This window comes from Streptomyces sp. NPDC005925 (assembly GCF_040638805.1).
Classification (GTDB): Bacteria; Actinomycetota; Actinomycetes; order Streptomycetales; family Streptomycetaceae; genus Streptomyces.
Window position 1 is genome coordinate 133,379 of sequence record NZ_JBEXVL010000002.1, and the last position, 16,919, is coordinate 150,297.

At 71.3% G+C, this 16,919-nt stretch carries 16 protein-coding genes; 8 read left to right on the forward strand and 8 right to left on the reverse strand.

Annotated elements, in window-relative coordinates; genetic code table 11:
* Positions 1 to 3: 3 nt before the first annotated feature.
* Positions 4 to 1,080, reverse strand: a complete 1,077-nt coding sequence (locus ABZ354_RS03340) for a M4 family metallopeptidase (protein ID WP_358652433.1) — start codon at positions 1,078 to 1,080, stop codon at positions 4 to 6.
* A 319-nt stretch (positions 1,081 to 1,399) separates the two neighbouring features.
* Here ABZ354_RS03340 and leuA point away from each other — a divergent pair, with 319 nt between their 5' ends.
* The 4 genes from leuA to ABZ354_RS03360 all read left to right on the forward strand — a co-directional run bounded on the left by leuA (position 1,400) and on the right by ABZ354_RS03360 (position 5,846).
* Positions 1,400 to 3,121: a 2-isopropylmalate synthase gene (leuA, locus tag ABZ354_RS03345; protein WP_358652435.1), complete on the forward strand. Its 1,722-nt coding sequence runs from the start codon at positions 1,400 to 1,402 to the stop codon at positions 3,119 to 3,121.
* Positions 3,122 to 3,365: 244 nt separating this feature from the next.
* Positions 3,366 to 4,061, forward strand: coding sequence for a TerB family tellurite resistance protein (locus tag ABZ354_RS03350; RefSeq protein WP_358652437.1), 696 nt, complete (start codon positions 3,366 to 3,368; stop codon positions 4,059 to 4,061).
* Positions 4,062 to 4,238: 177 nt separating this feature from the next.
* Positions 4,239 to 4,985 (forward strand): DNA repair protein RecO, encoded by a 747-nt coding sequence (gene recO, locus ABZ354_RS03355; RefSeq protein ID WP_358652439.1) that lies wholly within the window; start codon positions 4,239 to 4,241, stop codon positions 4,983 to 4,985.
* Positions 4,986 to 5,009: 24 nt separating this feature from the next.
* Positions 5,010 to 5,846, forward strand: a complete 837-nt coding sequence (locus tag ABZ354_RS03360) for an isoprenyl transferase (RefSeq protein ID WP_358652441.1) — start codon at positions 5,010 to 5,012, stop codon at positions 5,844 to 5,846.
* Between the two features lie 236 nt (positions 5,847 to 6,082).
* Here the strand turns inward: ABZ354_RS03360 and ABZ354_RS03365 are convergent, their stop codons facing one another.
* The 4 genes from ABZ354_RS03365 to ABZ354_RS03380 are packed head-to-tail and all read right to left on the reverse strand — an operon-like array spanning position 6,083 to position 9,212.
* Complete coding sequence (locus tag ABZ354_RS03365) at positions 6,083 to 6,505, reverse strand: transcriptional repressor (protein WP_358652443.1); 423 nt, start codon at positions 6,503 to 6,505, stop codon at positions 6,083 to 6,085.
* Between the two features lie 60 nt (positions 6,506 to 6,565).
* Entirely contained in the window at positions 6,566 to 7,468 is a 903-nt protein-coding gene (locus ABZ354_RS03370; RefSeq protein ID WP_358652445.1) for a metal ABC transporter permease, read from the reverse strand.
* On the reverse strand, positions 7,468 to 8,235 hold the full coding sequence (locus ABZ354_RS03375) for a metal ABC transporter ATP-binding protein (protein ID WP_358652447.1): 768 nt from the start codon (positions 8,233 to 8,235) through the stop codon (positions 7,468 to 7,470). The genes ABZ354_RS03370 and ABZ354_RS03375 overlap by 1 nt, the downstream gene beginning before the upstream one ends.
* Positions 8,236 to 8,252: 17 nt before the next feature.
* On the reverse strand, positions 8,253 to 9,212 hold the full coding sequence (locus ABZ354_RS03380; protein ID WP_358652449.1) for a metal ABC transporter substrate-binding protein: 960 nt from the start codon (positions 9,210 to 9,212) through the stop codon (positions 8,253 to 8,255).
* 149 nt (positions 9,213 to 9,361) lie between these two features.
* Here ABZ354_RS03380 and ABZ354_RS03385 point away from each other — a divergent pair, with 149 nt between their 5' ends.
* The 3 genes from ABZ354_RS03385 (at position 9,362) to ABZ354_RS03395 (ending at position 12,592) form a co-directional block, all read left to right on the forward strand.
* Positions 9,362 to 10,744, forward strand: a complete 1,383-nt coding sequence (locus ABZ354_RS03385; protein ID WP_358652451.1) for a glycine--tRNA ligase — start codon at positions 9,362 to 9,364, stop codon at positions 10,742 to 10,744.
* A 227-nt stretch (positions 10,745 to 10,971) separates the two neighbouring features.
* Positions 10,972 to 11,976, forward strand: a complete 1,005-nt coding sequence (locus ABZ354_RS03390) for an aldo/keto reductase (protein ID WP_358652453.1) — start codon at positions 10,972 to 10,974, stop codon at positions 11,974 to 11,976.
* Positions 11,977 to 12,001: 25 nt separating this feature from the next.
* Positions 12,002 to 12,592: a TetR family transcriptional regulator gene (locus ABZ354_RS03395; protein ID WP_358652455.1), complete on the forward strand. Its 591-nt coding sequence runs from the start codon at positions 12,002 to 12,004 to the stop codon at positions 12,590 to 12,592.
* 139 nt (positions 12,593 to 12,731) lie between these two features.
* On the opposite strand, the gene ABZ354_RS03400 is transcribed toward ABZ354_RS03395, so the two are convergent.
* From ABZ354_RS03400 to ABZ354_RS03410, 3 genes are all read right to left on the reverse strand, one after another.
* The gene (locus tag ABZ354_RS03400) at positions 12,732 to 13,400 is read right to left on the reverse strand and encodes a GNAT family N-acetyltransferase (protein ID WP_358652457.1); all 669 of its coding nucleotides are present in this window, start codon (positions 13,398 to 13,400) and stop codon (positions 12,732 to 12,734) included.
* Between the two features lie 88 nt (positions 13,401 to 13,488).
* A complete protein-coding gene (locus ABZ354_RS03405; RefSeq protein ID WP_358652459.1) occupies positions 13,489 to 13,695 on the reverse strand; it encodes a hypothetical protein in 207 nt (68 codons plus the stop codon).
* 151 nt (positions 13,696 to 13,846) lie between these two features.
* The gene (locus tag ABZ354_RS03410; RefSeq protein ID WP_358652461.1) at positions 13,847 to 15,292 is read right to left on the reverse strand and encodes an MFS transporter; all 1,446 of its coding nucleotides are present in this window, start codon (positions 15,290 to 15,292) and stop codon (positions 13,847 to 13,849) included.
* 99 nt (positions 15,293 to 15,391) lie between these two features.
* Here ABZ354_RS03410 and dusB point away from each other — a divergent pair, with 99 nt between their 5' ends.
* Positions 15,392 to 16,582, forward strand: coding sequence for a tRNA dihydrouridine synthase DusB (dusB, locus tag ABZ354_RS03415; protein ID WP_358653132.1), 1,191 nt, complete (start codon positions 15,392 to 15,394; stop codon positions 16,580 to 16,582).
* The last annotated feature ends 337 nt before the right edge of the window (positions 16,583 to 16,919 follow it).

Below are 16,919 nucleotides of genomic sequence, written 5' to 3' on the forward strand. Positions count from 1 at the left end.
GAACTAGCGGATCCGCACCCCGACCTGCTCCCAGGCCCGGGTGACGGCGCGCAGTTCGTCGCCTTCGCCGTACCGGGCGCGGGCCGCTCTGGCCGTGAGCGCCGCGAAGTCCGTGAACGTCGCGTCCGTCTCCAGCCTGCCGCCGGTCAGCACGTCGTACCAGACCTGTCCGGCCTTCTCCCAGGCGTGGCCGCCGATGTCCGCGGCCGCCAGGTAGAACGCGTGGTTCGGGATGCCGGAGTTGATGTGCACGCCGCCGTTGTCGCGACCGGTGTGGACGTAGTCGTCCATCGTCGCGGGCTGCGGGTCCTTGCCGAGGACGTCGTCGTCGTACGCCGTGCCCGGTTCCTTCATGGAGCGCAGGGCCCTGCCGGTGACGTGTGGGGCGAGCAGGCCCACACCGATCAGCCAGTCGGCCTCGTCGGCGGTCTGGCCGAGGTCGTACTGCTTGACGAGCGAGCCGAACACGTCGGACAGCGACTCGTTCAGGGCGCCCGACTGGCCGAAGTAGGCGAGGTTGGCGGTGTGCTGCGTGACGCCGTGGGTGAGTTCGTGGCCGATGACGTCGGTGGCCACGGTGAAGTCGAGGAAGATCTCCCCGTCCCCGTCGCCGAACACCATCTGCTCGCCGTTCCAGAAGGCGTTGTTGTAGTCCCGGTCATAGTGCACCGTCGCGTCCAGCGGCATTCCGTCGCCGTCGATGGAGTCGCGTCCGTAGGCCTTCAGCAGCAGTTCGAAGGTGGCGCCGAGACCTGCGTAGGCACGGCTCACGGTGGAGTCCGAGCCGGGTTCGTCGCCCTCGCCGCAGACCTTCTGGCCCGGCAGGTCGGTGCCGTGCGCGGCGTCGTAGATGGTGCGGTGCGGCTTCCCGGGCTCGGCGCCCACGGGTGCGGCGACGGACGGGGCGCCGATGACGGTGGTCAGCCGGCGCTGGGTGCGTTCGAAGGCGTCGCGCTGGAGGGTGCGGCGGGCGGGGCGGCTGAGTGCCGGGTCGTCGGCCTGCGCGAGCCGGTCGAGGACGTGGGGCGGGATGATCGTGCAGAAGACGGGCTGGACGTACCTGTGAGTCTTCGTCGTCATACCAAGCACCATCGCAGCCAGTGACGGTCCTGTCACTACCTGCGACCGTGATGAGGGAAATGAGAGTACAGAGGGCCTAATGAAGCGAGATCAAGTGGTATAAGGCACCTTTCTGCTATTACGTCCCACCGGTCCCGCATACTGAAACAGGACCTCGCGTCCGGCACGGCTCGGTTAGGCTGCGGAGCACTATGCGTTTCGGGCTGCTTCTCCTTAGCTGCCGCGGCGAGGGCCTGTAGTCGAGGCCGACCCCCTCCCCGCGGAGTCTGGCGTTGCGCCGTCGGCCGTCCATTCGGACCCACGAGGAGCCCTCCGCACCATGGCCAACCGCCAGCAGCCCAGTTCCCTGCCGACCCACAAGTACCGCGGGTACGAGCAGGTCGACATCGCCGACCGCACCTGGCCCTCCCAGCGGATCACCGCAGCCCCCCGCTGGCTCTCCACCGATCTGCGCGACGGCAACCAGGCCCTGATCGACCCCATGTCGCCCGCCCGCAAGCGCGCGATGTTCGACCTGCTGGTCAGGATGGGCTACAAGGAGATCGAGGTCGGCTTCCCGGCCTCCGGACAGACCGACTTCGACTTCGTACGGTCCATCGTCGAGGACCCGGACGCCATCCCGGACGACGTCACCATCTCCGTGCTGACCCAGGCCCGCGAAGACCTGATCGAGCGGACCGTCGAGTCCCTGCGGGGCGCGAGGCGCGCCACCGTGCACCTGTACAACGCGACCGCGCCGGTCTTCCGCCGGGTCGTCTTCCGCGGCTCCAGGGACGACATCAAGCAGATCGCCGTGGACGGCACGCGCCTGGTGACGGAGTACGCGGAGAAGCTGCTGGGCCTTGAGACGCAGTTCGGCTACCAGTACAGCCCGGAGATCTTCACCGACACCGAGCTGGACTTCGCGCTGGAGGTCTGCGAGGCGGTGATGGATGTCTGGCAGCCCGGCCCGGACCGCGAGATCATCCTCAACCTGCCCGCCACCGTGGAGCGTTCGACGCCGTCCACGCACGCCGACCGCTTCGAGTGGATGGGCCGCCACCTGTCCCGGCGCGAGTACGTCTGCCTGTCGGTCCACCCGCACAACGACCGCGGTACGGCTGTCGCCGCCGCCGAGCTGGCGCTGATGGCCGGCGCCGACCGCGTCGAGGGCTGCCTGTTCGGACAGGGCGAGCGCACCGGCAACGTCGACCTGGTCACCCTGGGCATGAACCTGTTCTCGCAGGGCGTCGACCCGCAGATCGACTTCTCCGACATCGACGAGATCCGCCGTACGTGGGAGTACTGCAACCAGATGGAGGTCCACCCGCGCCACCCGTACGTGGGCGACCTGGTCTACACGTCCTTCTCCGGCTCCCACCAGGACGCCATCAAGAAGGGCTTCGACGCGATGGAGGCCGACGCCGCCGCCAGGGGCCTCACGGTCGACGACATCGAGTGGGCGGTCCCCTACCTGCCGATCGATCCGAAGGACGTCGGCCGGTCCTACGAGGCCGTCATCCGGGTCAACTCGCAGTCCGGCAAGGGCGGCATCGCCTACGTCCTGAAGAACGACCACAGCCTGGACCTGCCGCGCCGCATGCAGATCGAGTTCTCCAAGATCATCCAGGCGAAGACGGACGCCGAGGGCGGCGAGATCACGCCGGGGGACATCTGGTCGGTCTTCCAGGACGAGTACCTGCCGAACCCGGAGAACCCCTGGGGTCGCATCCAGGTCAAGAACGGCCAGTCCACCACCGACCGGGACGGCGTCGACACACTCACCGTCGAGGCCGCCGTCGACGGCGAGGACACCGTGCTGACCGGCACCGGCAACGGTCCGATCTCGGCCTTCTTCGACGCCCTGCAGTCCGTCGGCATCGACGTACGCCTGCTGGACTACCAGGAGCACACCATGAGCGAGGGCGCCTCCGCGCAGGCCGCCTCGTACATCGAGTGCGCGATCGACGACAAGGTGCTGTGGGGTATCGGCATCGACGCCAACACCACCCGTGCCTCGCTGCAGGCGGTCGTCTCCGCGGTCAACCGCGCGGCCCGCTGACCGCCCGATCGGCACCCCCGGGGCCCTGTTCGCCGCACTCGGCGGGCGGGGCCCCGTCGTCCACCACCCCCCGGTCACGGCCGGTCCGGACCTGTCGAGGACCGGTCGGGTGACATCGGATACCGGCCACTTCCCCGTGGTGGTCACGGAAAGGTCTCTTCCGGGTGCTGACTCCGGCCCGTCGCTGTGGCTAACATCACGCAGGCGCGGCGATGTTGCCGTGGCGTTACGGAGGTGCTGCGACGTGCTGCCTGGACGGGGACGAGACGGCCGTACCGCGCGGCTTTCGGGAGTCCTGGGCACCCGAACCGTATGGACGGCCGCCGGAGACGGCGAGTTCTTCTGCCCGGGCTGCGGGGGCGACCGCAACTATCAGCGGCTGACCGGCCGCCGCCGCTTCACCGTCCTCGGCGCGCCGCTACTGCCGCGCGGCGAGACCGGACCGGTCGTGGAGTGCGCGGCCTGCCGTACGCACTTCGGCACGGACGTCCTCGACCATCCGACGACCACCCGCCTGTCGGCCATGCTCCGCGACGCCGTGCACACGGTCGCCCTGGCCGTCCTGGCCGCGGGCGGTGCCGGATCCCGTACGGCCCTTGACACGGCCGTCGGCGCGGTCCGCGCGGCCGGCTTCGACGACTGCACCGCGGACCGGCTCGCCGCCCTCGTGGAGGCCCTGGAGGCGGACACCGGGCGGGTCTGCGGCGGGCCCAGCGGCCCCGGCCTGTCGATAGAGCTGCACGAGGCGCTGGACCCGCTCGCCCCGCACCTCGCCGCCCCCGGCCGCGAGGCCGTCCTGCTCCAGGGCGCCCGCATCGCCCTGGCCGACGGGCCCTACACGCCCGCCGAGCGGGACACCCTCGCCACGGTCGGCGACGCGCTCACCATCCGCGCGGACGACGTGACCCGACTGCTGACGGCGGCGCGCACGCCGTCGTAGGGGTCGACCAGTGGTCGGGGCGGCGAGAGCGTGGGCCCGTACGGGGCCCAGGCGAGAGCGGGGCCGGCCGGCGTGAGAGGCCGGTGAGACCGGGAGGCTCGAGGGGCGGCACGGCGCCCGCCGCCACCGCGTCACCCGCCGCCGCCCCACGCCACCGCCATGCGCGAGAATGGCGCCATGAGCCTGTTCCGCGACGACGGCATCGTGCTGCGCACCCAGAAGCTGGGTGAAGCGGACCGCATCATCACGCTGCTCACCCGCGGTCACGGGCGGGTGCGTGCCGTCGCGCGGGGCGTGCGCCGGACCAAGTCCAAGTTCGGCGCGCGCCTGGAGCCGTTCTCGCACGTCGACGTGCAGTTCTTCGCCAAGGGCAGCGAGCTGGTCGGCCGGGGCCTGCCGCTGTGCACGCAGAGCGAGACCATCGCGCCGTACGGCGGCGGCATCGTCACCGACTACGCCCGCTACACCGCCGGCACCGTCATGCTGGAGACCGCCGAGCGGTTCACCGACCACGAGGGCGAGCCGGCCGTGCAGCAGTACCTGCTGCTCGTGGGCGCCCTGCGGACCCTCGCCCACGGCGAGCACGCCCCGCACCTCGTCCTCGACGCCTTCCTGCTGCGCTCCCTCGCCGTCAACGGCTACGCCCCGAGCTTCGGCGCCTGCGCGAGGTGCGGCATGCCGGGACCCAACCGGTTCTTCTCGGTCGCGTCCGGCGGCTCCGTCTGCGTCGACTGCCGCGTGCCCGGCAGCGTCGTACCCTCGCCCCAGGCCCTGGGACTCCTCGCGGCGCTGCTTACGGGAGACTGGGAGACCGCGGACGCGTGCGAGGCGCGGTACGTCCGGGAAGGCAGCGGGCTGGTGTCCGCCTACCTGCACTGGCATCTGGAGCGCGGCCTGCGCTCCCTGCGGTACGTAGAGAAATAAGCAAGCACGAGGAGACGAGAACACATGGCGGTACGCGGTTTCCTGGGGCGCCGGCTCCGGGAGTACAGGACGCCGGAGCCGCACCCGTCCGGCGCGCGGCCACCGAAGCTCCCCGGCGAGCTGATCCCCAACCACGTGGCGATCATCATGGACGGCAACGGCCGGTGGGCCAAGGACCGCGGCCTGCCGCGTACCGAGGGGCACAAGGTCGGCGCCGAGCGCGTGCTGGACGTACTCCAGGGCGCCGTCGAGATGGGCGTGGGCGCCATCTCGCTGTACGCCTTCTCCACGGAGAACTGGAAGCGCTCGCCCGACGAGGTGCGCTTCCTGATGAACTTCAACCGCGACTTCATCCGCAAGACCCGCGACCAGCTCGACGAACTGGGGGTGCGGGTGCGCTGGGTGGGCCGGATGCCCAAGCTGTGGAAGTCCGTCGCCAAGGAGCTCCAGATCGCCCAGGAGCAGACCAAGGACAACGACCGGCTCACGCTGTACTTCTGCATGAACTACGGCGGCCGTGCCGAGATCGCCGACGCCGCGCAGGCCATCGCCGAGGACGTGCGGGCGGGCCGGCTCGACCCGTCGAAGGTGAATGAGAAGACCTTCGAGAAGTACCTGTACTACCCGGACATGCCGGACGTGGACCTGCTCCTGCGGCCGAGCGGCGAACAGCGCACGTCCAACTACCTGCTGTGGCAGAGCGCGTACGCGGAGATGGTCTTCCAGGACGTCCTGTGGCCGGACTTCGACCGTCGTGACCTGTGGCGCGCGTGCCTGGAGTTCGCGTCCCGGGACCGCCGCTTCGGCGGGGCGATCCCGAACGAGGAACTGCTGGCGATGGAGGGCCGGACGGAGGCCTGACGCGGCCTGACGGCGGCGGCCCGGTGGACCCGCCCCGAGGGGGCGCACCCGCGCCCCGGGAAGGGCGCGGGTCCACCGGGCCCATGACCACCCGCCGTCCGCGACGGACGAGCCGCCGCGGCGCTCACGGACTCGTGGGGTCCGCGGAGCTCCCGGGGCCTCCCGCGCTGACGAACCCGTGGGGTCCGCGGCGTTCATGGGCCCGCCGCGCCGACGAACCTGATGGGCTCCCGCGCTTACGGACCCGCTGGGCCCGCGGCGCAGTCCGCACAGGTGCCGAAGATCTCCACCGTGTGGGCCACGTTCACGTACCCGTGCTCCGCCGCGATGGCCTCCGCCCACTTCTCCACGGCCGGGCCCTCGACCTCGACCGCGCTGCCGCACGTGCGGCACACGAGATGGTGGTGGTGCTCGCCGGACGAGCAGCGGCGGTACACGGACTCGCCGTCGGACGTGCGCAGGACGTCGACCTCACCGGCCTCGGCGAGGGACTGAAGGGTGCGGTAGACGGTGGTGAGACCGACCGAATCGCCCTTGTGCTTGAGCATGTCGTGGAGCTCCTGCGCGCTGCGGAACTCCTCGACCTCGTCCAGGGCCGCCGCCACGGCGGCACGCTGCCGGGTGGCGCGGCCCTTCACGGGCGGTCCAGCGGTGGTCACCGAATGCCTCCTGACGTCTGCCTGTGCCCGGGTCATTGTGCCAGCCCGTGCCGTGGCCGGTCAGACGCTGTTCTTTCCGGCCGCCACCCGGTCGGCCGGGATAGCGCACTCGGCGGGGTCACCGGCGGGCCGCTCCCCGGCCAGGGCACGGGCCCGACGCCGGGCCAGCGGCGCCGCCAGCGCCGTGAGCAGCACGAACGCGCCGATGGTCAGCAGCACGATCGTCGCGCCGGGCGGTACGTCCTGGTAGTACGAGGTGACGGTGCCGCCGATGGTCACGCTCACGCCGATCGCCACGGCGATCACGAACGTGGCCGCGAAACTGCGGGTGAGCTGCTGCGCGGCGGCCACCGGGACGACCATCAGCGCCGAGACGAGCAGCAGCCCCACGACACGCATGGCGACGGTCACGGTGACGGCGGCGGTGACGGCCGTCAGCAGGTTCAGGGCCCGCACCGGCAGGCCCGTCACCCTCGCGAACTCCTCGTCCTGGCTGACCGCGAACAACTGCCGCCGCAGTCCCAGCGTGACCAGCACCACGAACGCCGCCAGCACGCAGATCGCCGTCACGTCCGACTCGCTCACCGTGGACAGGGAGCCGAAGAGGTACGACGTGAGGTTCGCGTTGGAGCCGGCCGGCGCGAGGTTGATGAACATCACGCCGCCCGCCATGCCGCCGTAGAACAGCATGGCCAGGGCGATGTCGCCGCGGGTGCGGCCGTACCATCGGATGAGCTCCATGAGGATCGCGCCCAGTACGGAGACGGCGGTCGCCATCCACACCGGCGACCAGGACAGCAGGAATCCGAGGCCGACGCCGGTCATCGCGACGTGCCCGATGCCGTCGCCCATCAGGGCCTGGCGGCGCTGCACGAGGTAGATGCCGACGGCCGGGGCCGTGACGCCGACCAGGACGGCCGCCAGCAGGGCCCGCTGCATGAAGGCGTAGTTCAGGATTTCCATCAGCTCAGCAGTCCCGTGCGGATCGGCTCGGCGCCCTGTGGCGCGTGCGGGTGTACGTGGTCGTGGCCGGGCAGCGCGTGCTGGCCGACCGCCTTCGGGGGCGGGCCGTCGTGCACGACACAGCCGTCGCGCAGGACGACCGCGCGGTCGATGAGCGGCTCCAGCGGGCCGAGCTCGTGCAGGACCAGCAGCACGGACACGCCGCGGCCGACCTGCTCGCGCAGGGTCTCGGCGAGGACCTCCTGGCTGTCCAGGTCGACGCCCGCCATCGGCTCGTCCATGATCAGCAGCTCGGGGCCGGCGGCGAGCGCGCGGGCGATCAGCACCCGCTGGTGCTGGCCGCCGGACAGCGCGTTCACCGAGTCCTTCGCCCGGTCCGCCATGCCGACCAGGTCCAGGGCGCGGCGCACGGCCTCGTGGTCCGCCCGGCGCAGCATCCCGAACCGGGCGCGCGAGAGCCGGCCGGAGGTGACGATCTCGGTGACGGTGGCGGGGACGCCGCCGGCGGCGGTGGTGCGCTGCGGTACGTAGCCCACGCGCGCCCAGTCGCGGAACCGGCGGCGCGGGGTGCCGAACAGTTCGACGTCCCCGGCGGTCACCGGCACCTGGCCGATGACGCTGCGCACGGCCGTCGACTTGCCCGAACCGTTCGCGCCGAGCAGCGCGACGACCTCACCGCGGCGCACGGTGAGGTCGATGCCGCGCAGGACGGGGCGCGAGCCCAGTTCGGCACGGACGCCGCGCAACGAGATGACGGGCTCGGTCATACCGTCCTCCAGTGTGGTCACTTGCCGCCGAGGGCTTTCTTGAGTGCGTCGAGATTGGACTCCATGACCTGCATGTAGTCGTGGCCCCGGGAGGTGTCGGTGATGCCCTCGAGGGGGTCCAGTACGTCTGTCCTGAGGCCGGCGTCCCTGGCGAGGGTTCTGGCCGTCTTGTCCGACACCAGTGTCTCGTAGAACACGGTGGTCACGCCGTCTGCCCCGGCCTCCCGCTGGAGCTCCCTGACGCGGGCCGCGCTGGGCTCGCTCTCCGGGTCGAGGCCGGAGATGGCTTCCTGGGTGAGGCCGTAGCGGTGGGCGAGGTAGCCGAAGGAGGCGTGGTTGGTGAAGAAGACCTTGCTTTTCGTGTCCCTGAGGCCTTCCTCGAAGGCGGTGTCGAGGGCGGTGAGCTTCTCTACCAGGCCCGCGGTGTTCTTCTTGTAGTCGGCGGCGTGGTCCGGGTCGGCCTTCGCGAAGGCCGTGCCGACGCCCCGGGCGACCTCGGCGTACTTCGCCGGGTCCAGCCAGAGGTGGGGGTCGCGCGCGTGCTCCCCCTCGGCGTGCCCTTCCTCCCCGGAGCCGGCCTCGTCGTGGCCGTCCCCGGTGCCGAAGTCCTCCAGCGTGGTGAGCGCCGCCGTGTCGATCTTCGTCTTCACGCCGGACTGGGCGACGGCCTCGTCCACGGTGGGCTGCAGGCCCTTGAGGTAGAGGGCGGCGTCGGACTCCTCCAGCTGGGCCCGCTGCCGGGCGCTGATCTCCAGGTCGTGCGGCTCCTGGCCGGGCTCGGTGAGGCTGGTGACGTTGACGTGCCTCCCGCCGATCCGCTCGGCGAGGTAGGCCATCGGGTAGAACGACGCGACGACGTCGAACTTGTCCGTGTTGCCCGCTACGGCACTGCCGGAGCAGGCGGAGAGCGCGCCCAGGGCGAGCGCGGTGGCCGAGACGGTCGCCAACCCGGATATGTAATGTCGTCGTACGTTCATGACAGTCATTTTCAACAAATGTGGAAACCGTTGTCAACAAGGCCCGCTCGGGGCACCGATTTGATCGGAGGGCAGGCCGCGCCGGTAACCTGGGGCATTCGCTGGAAGCATCTCGCTTCGTCGCCCGTCGTCGTAATGAAGAGAGCACCGTGGCCGCCGACAAGATCGACACCATCGTCAGCCTGAGCAAGCGCCGTGGCTTCGTATTCCCCTGTAGTGAGATCTACGGCGGCCAGCGCGCCGCCTGGGACTACGGACCGCTGGGTGTCGAGCTCAAGGAGAACCTCAAGCGCCAGTGGTGGCGCTACATGGTGACCTCGCGCGAGGACGTCGTCGGCATCGACTCGTCCGTGATCCTGGCCCCCGAGGTGTGGGTCGCCTCCGGTCACGTCGCCACCTTCACGGACCCGCTCACCGAGTGCACCTCCTGCCACAAGCGGTTCCGCGCGGACCACCTGGAGGAGTCGTACGAGGAGAAGAAGGGGCGCGCCCCGGAGAACGGCCTCGCCGACATCAACTGCCCCAACTGCGGCAACAAGGGCCAGTTCACCGAGCCCAAGCAGTTCTCGGGCCTGCTCTCCACCCACCTCGGCCCCACCCAGGACAGCGGCTCCGTCGCCTACCTGCGCCCCGAGACCGCCCAGGGCATCTTCACCAACTTCGCCCAGGTGCAGACCACGTCACGCCGCAAGCCGCCGTTCGGCATCGCGCAGATGGGCAAGTCCTTCCGCAACGAGATCACGCCCGGCAACTTCATCTTCCGCACGCGCGAGTTCGAGCAGATGGAGATGGAGTTCTTCGTCAAGCCGGGCGAGGACGAGACGTGGCAGGAGTACTGGATGGAGCAGCGCTGGAACTGGTACACCGGCCTCGGCATGCGTGAAGAGAACATGCGCTGGTACGAGCACCCGAAGGAGAAGCTCTCCCACTACTCCAAGCGCACCGCCGACATCGAGTACCGCTTCCAGTTCGGCGGCAGCGAGTGGGGCGAGCTCGAGGGCGTCGCCAACCGCACCGACTACGACCTCTCCTCCCACGCCAAGTCCAGCGGCCAGGACCTCTCCTACTTCGACCAGGAGGCCGGCGAGCGCTGGACGCCGTTCGTCATCGAGCCCGCGGCCGGTGTCGGCCGCGCCATGCTGGCGTTCCTGCTCGACGCGTACGTCGAGGACGAGGCCCCCAACGCCAAGGGCAAGCTGGAGAAGCGCACCGTGCTGCGCCTCGACCCCCGCCTCGCCCCGGTGAAGGTCGCCGTGCTCCCGCTGTCCCGCAACCCGGAGCTCTCCCCGAAGGCCAAGGGCCTCGCCCAGGCGCTGCGGCAGAACTGGAACATCGACTTCGACGACGCGGGCGCCATCGGCCGCCGCTACCGCCGCCAGGACGAGATCGGTACGCCGTACTGCGTGACCGTCGACTTCGACACGCTGGACGACAACGCCGTGACCGTGCGCGAGCGCGACACGATGAAGCAGGAGCGGGTCTCCCTCGACCAGATCGAGGGCTACCTGGCCTCGCGCCTCATCGGCTGCTAGGTCCGTAGCGCTCACTGGAACCCGCGGACGCCCATCCGTTGCCCGGCTTCGGCCGGGGAGCGGGTGGGCGTCTTCGTGTGCACATGCGCCGTCCGTGCCGCGGTCCGTTTGGTGGTGGAGCGGGTGGGAGGGCGCGCGACACATGACAGCCCAGTTGACAGATATGGAAATCTGTCAGCTGTCATGCGAAGGTGGAGGGGTTCCCCTCGGCCGACCAAGGAGCCCTCATGGAAACCCGTCCCCTCGGCGTCACCGGACCGCGCGTCTCCGCTCTCGGCCTCGGCTGCATGGGCATGTCCGCGCTGTACGGCCGGGCCGACCGCGCCGAGTCCGTCGCCACGATCCACGCCGCCCTCGAAGCGGGCGTCACCCTGCTCGACACCGGCGACTTCTACGGCATGGGGCACAACGAGATGCTCATCGGCGAGGCCCTGCGCGCCGCCCCCGCCACCCGCCGTGAACAGGCCCTGGTCAGCGTCAAGTTCGGCGCGCTGCGCGGTCCCGACGGCTCCTGGTCGGGCTACGACGGCCGGCCCGCCGCCGTGCGGAACTTCGCCGCGTACTCCCTCCAGCGGCTCGGCGTCGACCACATCGACGTCTACCGCATCGCCCGCCTCGACCCGGACGTGCCGATCGAGGAGACCGTCGGCGCCATCGCCGAACTCGTCGAGAAGGGCCACGTCCGCCACGTCGGCCTCAGCGAGGTCGGCGCCGGGACCATCCGCCGCGCCGCCGCGACCGCCCCCATCGCGGACCTCCAGATCGAGTACTCCCTGATCTCCCGCGGCATCGAGGACGAGATCCTGCCCACCACCCGCGAACTGGGCATCGGCGTCACCGCCTACGGCGTGCTGTCGCGGGGCCTGATCTCCGGTCACTTCGGGCGCGACCGGCAGCTCGCCGCCGACGACTTCCGCGCCCACTCGCCCCGCTTCCAGGGCGACAACCTCCGCCGCAACCTCGACCTCGTGGACGCCCTGCGGACGATCGCCGAGCAGCACGGCGTCTCCGTCGCGCAGATCGCCATCGCCTGGGCGCTGTCCCGCGGCGAGGACATCGTGCCGCTCGTCGGCGCCCGCACCCGCGAGCGGCTGGCCGAGGCCCTCGGCGCCCTCGACGTCACGCTCGGCGAGTCCGACCTCCGCGCGATCGAGACGGCCGTGCCCGCCGACGCGGTGGCCGGCGAGCGGTACCCGGCCGCACAGATGGCACACCTCGACAGCGAGCGCTGATGCGGCCGCCGGTACCGTCTCTCCCATGGCACCGACCAGCGAGACCCTGACCGCCGAGCGCATCCTCGAGGTGACCGAGGAGGTGCTGCGCCGCCATGGCCCGGCCAAGGCGACCGTGGTGGACGTGGCCCGGGCGCTCGGTGTCAGCCACGGCAGCGTCTACCGGCACTTCCGCACCAAGGCGGCACTGCGCGAGGCGGTCACCAAGCGCTGGCTGGACCGTACGTCGCAGGCGCTGGCAGGCATCGCCACCGAGGAGGGCGACGCGGAGGCACGGCTGCGGGAGTGGCTGAAGGTGCTGTTCGACGCGAAGCGGCGCAAGGCGGGCCTGGACCCAGAGCTGTTCGCCACCTACACGGTCCTCGCGGAGGAGAACGGCGAGGCCGTGGGCGAGCACATCACCGACCTGACCGGGCAGTTGGCCCGGATCGTGCGGGACGGAGTGAGCGACGGGGGCTTCCGGCACACCGACCCGGACGTCACCGCCGGCGCGGTGTTCCTGGCGACCGGGCGCTTCCACGACCCGGCCCACGCCCGGGAGTGGGAACGGCCCGAGGCCGAGGCCGAGTTCGAGGCGGTCGTGGACCTGGTGATACGGGGCCTGCGGGCCGGCTGAGCCGTTCCGCACGATCGCCCGGCACCGTTTCGCCCGCGTCGCGCCAGGACCGCCGGCGGGGCACCTCGGGCACACGCACAGGGCGCGGCGGCTGCGGCAGCCGGCCGTGGTGCCGGAGCCGTGGCACGCCCGGTGCGCTTCAGAGCAGGTCGGCGTCCGCCGTCGTCCGCCCCAGGTACGCGACCGGCCCGGGGTCCGGCACGTCGATCTCGTGGAAGCCCATCCGGTCGTAGAAGGCGCGGGCCGGGACGTTGGCGGTGGCCATGCACAGGTGGATCGCCGGGACGCCCCTGTCCCGCAGGGCCCGCAGCAGAGAGTGCATCAGGACGCGTCCGTAACCGCGGCCCTGCCACGCGGGGAGCAGGTCGATGTGCAGATGGGCCGGGTAGTCGGCCACCTCGGGCACGATCATCCGCTCCGGGTCGTGCAGCAGCCCCAGCATCACCTCGTCCGGTGTGGCCGGCGATCTGGTGGGGGCCGGGTAGCGGTCCGCGACCAGCGGCAGCCACTCGGTGCGGAAGGCCGCCGCGAAGGCCGGGGTGTCGGCGGCGCCGACGATGTAACCGACGGCCCGCCCGTGCCCGTCGTCCAGGACGAAGGCCAGCTCCGGTTCCAGATGGACGTACGGGGACGCGAAGACCGCCGGGATGACGGCGGGGTCCGCGTACACGGGCCGGGCGTCCTGGCCGTTGTGCGCGGTGCGGATGCAGATGTCGTCGAGGGCCGCCCGGTCGGCGGGGCGGTAGGCGCGTACGCCGGGAGAACCGGGCGCCGTGGCGGAGGTGGCAGGAGTCGCGGAGGAGGTCACCACGGCATCCTGTCTGCGCTGGGAGCGCCCTCACAAGAGGATTCCCGTGGCGGTGCGCAGGGGCAGCAGCTGCGGGGCACCGGGGGCGCTAGGCCTCCGTCGGGTCCACCGTTGCCTGGTGGGCCTCCGCGAGGTGTTCCTGGGCCTTCAGCCACGGCAGGAACTGCGCGCCCCGGCGCCAGCCGCACGTGCCGCACTCGATGGTGCGCTGTACGCCCGTGCGCTGGACGTGGACCACGTGCTGTCTGCCGTGCCGGTCCCAGCGGCTCACCTTGCTCGTGTCGATCTGGGGCATGAGACCTCCGGCTTCCGCGGACAAGGACGAGATGGAGTGTGCCTCATGACCAACATCAACGGGGGGACTGCCCCCGCCGAGTTGACCAAGTCGTGGTCGGCCGGGGGGTGGAGGGGCCGTGCGGCGCCGTTCGCGGAGGCCGGGCCCGGTCCTACGCGCTCACGCCCGCCGCCTCGCGGACCTCCGCCGACTCCAGGCGCTCCGCCGTGCGTTCGGCCGTGCGGCGGGCCCGGGAGCCGGTCGTCACCGCGGCCAGTATCAGTACCGCGGCGCCGCACGCCGTGAGGATCCACCAGCCCGGCTGGGCCGCCGACACGAACGTGTCCCGGTACGGGGAGGAACCCACGCCCGTCGCCAGTACCGCGCCGATGACCGCGACGCCGAGGGTCTGGCCGAGTTGCCGGCTGGTGGAGGCCACGGCCGCGGCGACGCCGGCCTGCGCGCGGGGCATGCCGGACACCGCGGTGTTGGTGATGGGCGCGTTGACGAAGCCGAAGCCGATGCCGAACAGGACGTATCCGGTGAACAGTGTGGCGTTCGTCGTCTCGGCCTCGAACAGGGCGAACAGCAGTCCGCTGACCGTCATCGCGCAGCCCGCGATCACCAGCGGCACCCGTGGCCCGCGCGTGCCGACCAGCCGGCCGGACACCGGCGCGCACAGGAACGTCGGGACGGCCATGGGCAGCATCCACAGCCCCGCGTCCAGGGCGCTCAGCCCGCGCACGTTCTGCAGGTACAGCGTGGACAGGAACAGGAAACCGCCGAGCGCCGCGAAGGAGGCGACCGCGATCACGGTGGCCCCGCTGAACGGCACCGAGCCGAAGAACCGCAGGTCGATGAGGGGTTCGGTGCGGCGAGGTTCGTACCACACCAGGGTCACGAGGGCGGTGAGCGCGAGCGCGGCGAACGGCAGGACCACCGCGCCGCCCGCGTTCGGCGCCTCGATGATCGCGTATGTCAGGCTGCCGAAGAGGACGATGACCAGGGCCTGTCCGAACGGGTCGGGGCGGCGGGCCTTCCGCGCCCGGGACTCGGGCACGAACCGCCGGGTGAGCAGCAGCGCGGCGAGGCCCACGGGCAGGTTGAGCCAGAAGATCGACCGCCAGCCCACCGACTCCACGAGCAGCCCGCCGACCAGCGGCCCCGCGGCCATCGAGATGCCGACGACCGCACCCCAGGCGCCTATCGCGCGGGCCCGCTCGCGCGGGTCGGTGAAGGTGTTGGTGATGATCGACATGGCGACCGGATTGAGCATCGAACCGCCGACCGCCTGCACCGTCCGGAACGCCACCAGCGCCTCCAGGCTCGGCGCGACCGAGCACAGGGCGGAGCCGACGGTGAAGACCACCAGGCCCGCCATGAAGACGCGTCTGCGCCCGATCCGGTCGGCCGTGGAACCCGCGAGCATCAGCAGCGAGGCCAGGACCAGCGTGTACGCGTCGATCGTCCACTGCAGTCCCGACGTGCCGGCGTGGAACTCGCGCTGCATCGCGGGCAGGGCGACGTTGAGGACGGTGTTGTCCAGGCTCACGATCAGCAGGCTCATGCAGCAGATCGCGAGCACCAGAAGCCGTCGGCGGTGGCTGAGCTCGGGCATGCTGTCCATCGTAGCGTTCGATAGTGCGGTTAACTAATGACCGATGCACGGTCCTCTGCGCGGGTACCCGGCCGCGTACGGGACAATGGGGGAATGCCCATGCCGACACCGACGACGACCTCGCGCTCGATCCCGACGCCGACTCCGGCCCCGACCACGGCCTCGGCGCTGAGAATCGGCCCCCACGACGTGCAGCCGCCCGTCGTGCTGGCCCCGATGGCCGGGATCACCAACGCCCCGTTCCGCACCCTGTGCAGGGAGTTCAGCGGGGGCAAAGGGCTGTTCGTCAGCGAGATGATCACGACCCGGGCACTGGTCGAGCGCAACGACAAGACCATGCAGCTGATCAGGTTCGACGCGACCGAGCGGCCCCGCTCGATCCAGCTGTACGGCGTCGACCCGGCGACCGTGGGCAAGGCCGTCCGCATGATCGCGGAGGAGGGCCTCGCCGACCACATCGACCTGAACTTCGGCTGCCCCGTGCCCAAGGTCACCCGCAAGGGCGGCGGCTCCGCCCTGCCCTACAAGCGGAACCTGCTGCGCGCCATCCTGCGCGAGGCCGTCAGCGGCGCGGGCGACCTGCCGGTGACGATGAAGATGCGCAAGGGCATCGACGACGACCACATCACCTACCTCGACGCCGGCCGTATCGCCGTCGAGGAGGGCGTCACCGCCATCGCCCTGCACGGCCGCACGGCCGCCCAGCACTACGGCGGCACCGCCGACTGGGAGGCCATCGCCCGCCTCAAGGAGCACGTCCCGGAGATTCCCGTACTCGGCAACGGCGACATCTGGTCGGCCGGGGACGCGCTGCGGATGGTGCGCGAGACCGGCTGCGACGGCGTGGTCGTGGGCCGCGGCTGCCTGGGCCGGCCGTGGCTGTTCTCCGACCTCGTCGCCGCCTTCGAGGGCCGGGACGACGACATCGCCCGCCCGGGCCTGCGCGAGGTCGCCGAGGTCATGGTGCGGCACGCGACGCTGCTCGGCGAGTGGACCGGCGACGAGACGAAGGGCGTCGTGGACTTCCGCAAACACGTCGCCTGGTACCTGAAGGGCTTCGCCGTCGGCTCCGAGATGCGCAAGCGCCTCGCGATCACCTCGTCCCTGGCCGACCTGCGCGCCGGGCTCGACGAGCTGGACCTCGACCAGCCCTGGCCGGCCGGTGCCGACGGCCCCCGTGGCCGTACCTCGGGCAACAACCGCGTGGTCCTGCCGGACGGCTGGCTCAAGGACCCGTACGACTGCGCGGACGTGGGAGAGGACGCCGAACTGGACACCTCCGGGGGCTGACCGGCCCTCGCGGGTGAACCGTCGCCCCGTACGCGGCCGGTGAGCGGCCGTGGACGGCGTGCGTCCTCTACGCACCGGCGCGGTCGCCCGGTGGTCCTACGCCACACCGGCGCGTCACGGTCGGGTCCGGCGCGTCCGGCGCGTCCGGGGACGACGACGACCGCGTCGCCCGTGCCGTGCACTGGAGCCCCCGGCCGTACGAAACCGGGGGCCGAGGCCGGAGGCCCAAGTTCGTGACCCGGAGCCTCGAGCCCCGGGCCCTGGAACCCGAACCCCGGAACCAGGAAGCCGGAGCCCGAACCTCGGAACCCGCACCCCGCACCCCGGAAGCCGGAGG

Bases quoted from the DNA above. Each gene is read 5' to 3' on its own strand.
- ABZ354_RS03340 (WP_358652433.1), bottom strand. From the start codon at position 1,080: ATGACGACGAAGACTCACAGGTACGTCCAGCCCGTCTTCTGCACGATC.
- leuA (WP_358652435.1), top strand. From the start codon at position 1,400: ATGGCCAACCGCCAGCAGCCCAGTTCCCTGCCGACCCACAAGTACCGC.
- recO (WP_358652439.1), top strand. From the start codon at position 4,239: ATGAGCCTGTTCCGCGACGACGGCATCGTGCTGCGCACCCAGAAGCTG.
- ABZ354_RS03360 (WP_358652441.1), top strand. From the start codon at position 5,010: ATGGCGGTACGCGGTTTCCTGGGGCGCCGGCTCCGGGAGTACAGGACG.
- ABZ354_RS03370 (WP_358652445.1), bottom strand. From the start codon at position 7,468: ATGGAAATCCTGAACTACGCCTTCATGCAGCGGGCCCTGCTGGCGGCC.
- ABZ354_RS03375 (WP_358652447.1), bottom strand. From the start codon at position 8,235: ATGACCGAGCCCGTCATCTCGTTGCGCGGCGTCCGTGCCGAACTGGGC.
- ABZ354_RS03380 (WP_358652449.1), bottom strand. From the start codon at position 9,212: ATGAACGTACGACGACATTACATATCCGGGTTGGCGACCGTCTCGGCC.
- ABZ354_RS03390 (WP_358652453.1), top strand. From the start codon at position 10,972: ATGGAAACCCGTCCCCTCGGCGTCACCGGACCGCGCGTCTCCGCTCTC.
- ABZ354_RS03395 (WP_358652455.1), top strand. From the start codon at position 12,002: ATGGCACCGACCAGCGAGACCCTGACCGCCGAGCGCATCCTCGAGGTG.
- ABZ354_RS03405 (WP_358652459.1), bottom strand. From the start codon at position 13,695: ATGCCCCAGATCGACACGAGCAAGGTGAGCCGCTGGGACCGGCACGGC.
- ABZ354_RS03410 (WP_358652461.1), bottom strand. From the start codon at position 15,292: ATGCCCGAGCTCAGCCACCGCCGACGGCTTCTGGTGCTCGCGATCTGC.
- dusB (WP_358653132.1), top strand. From the start codon at position 15,392: ATGCCGACACCGACGACGACCTCGCGCTCGATCCCGACGCCGACTCCG.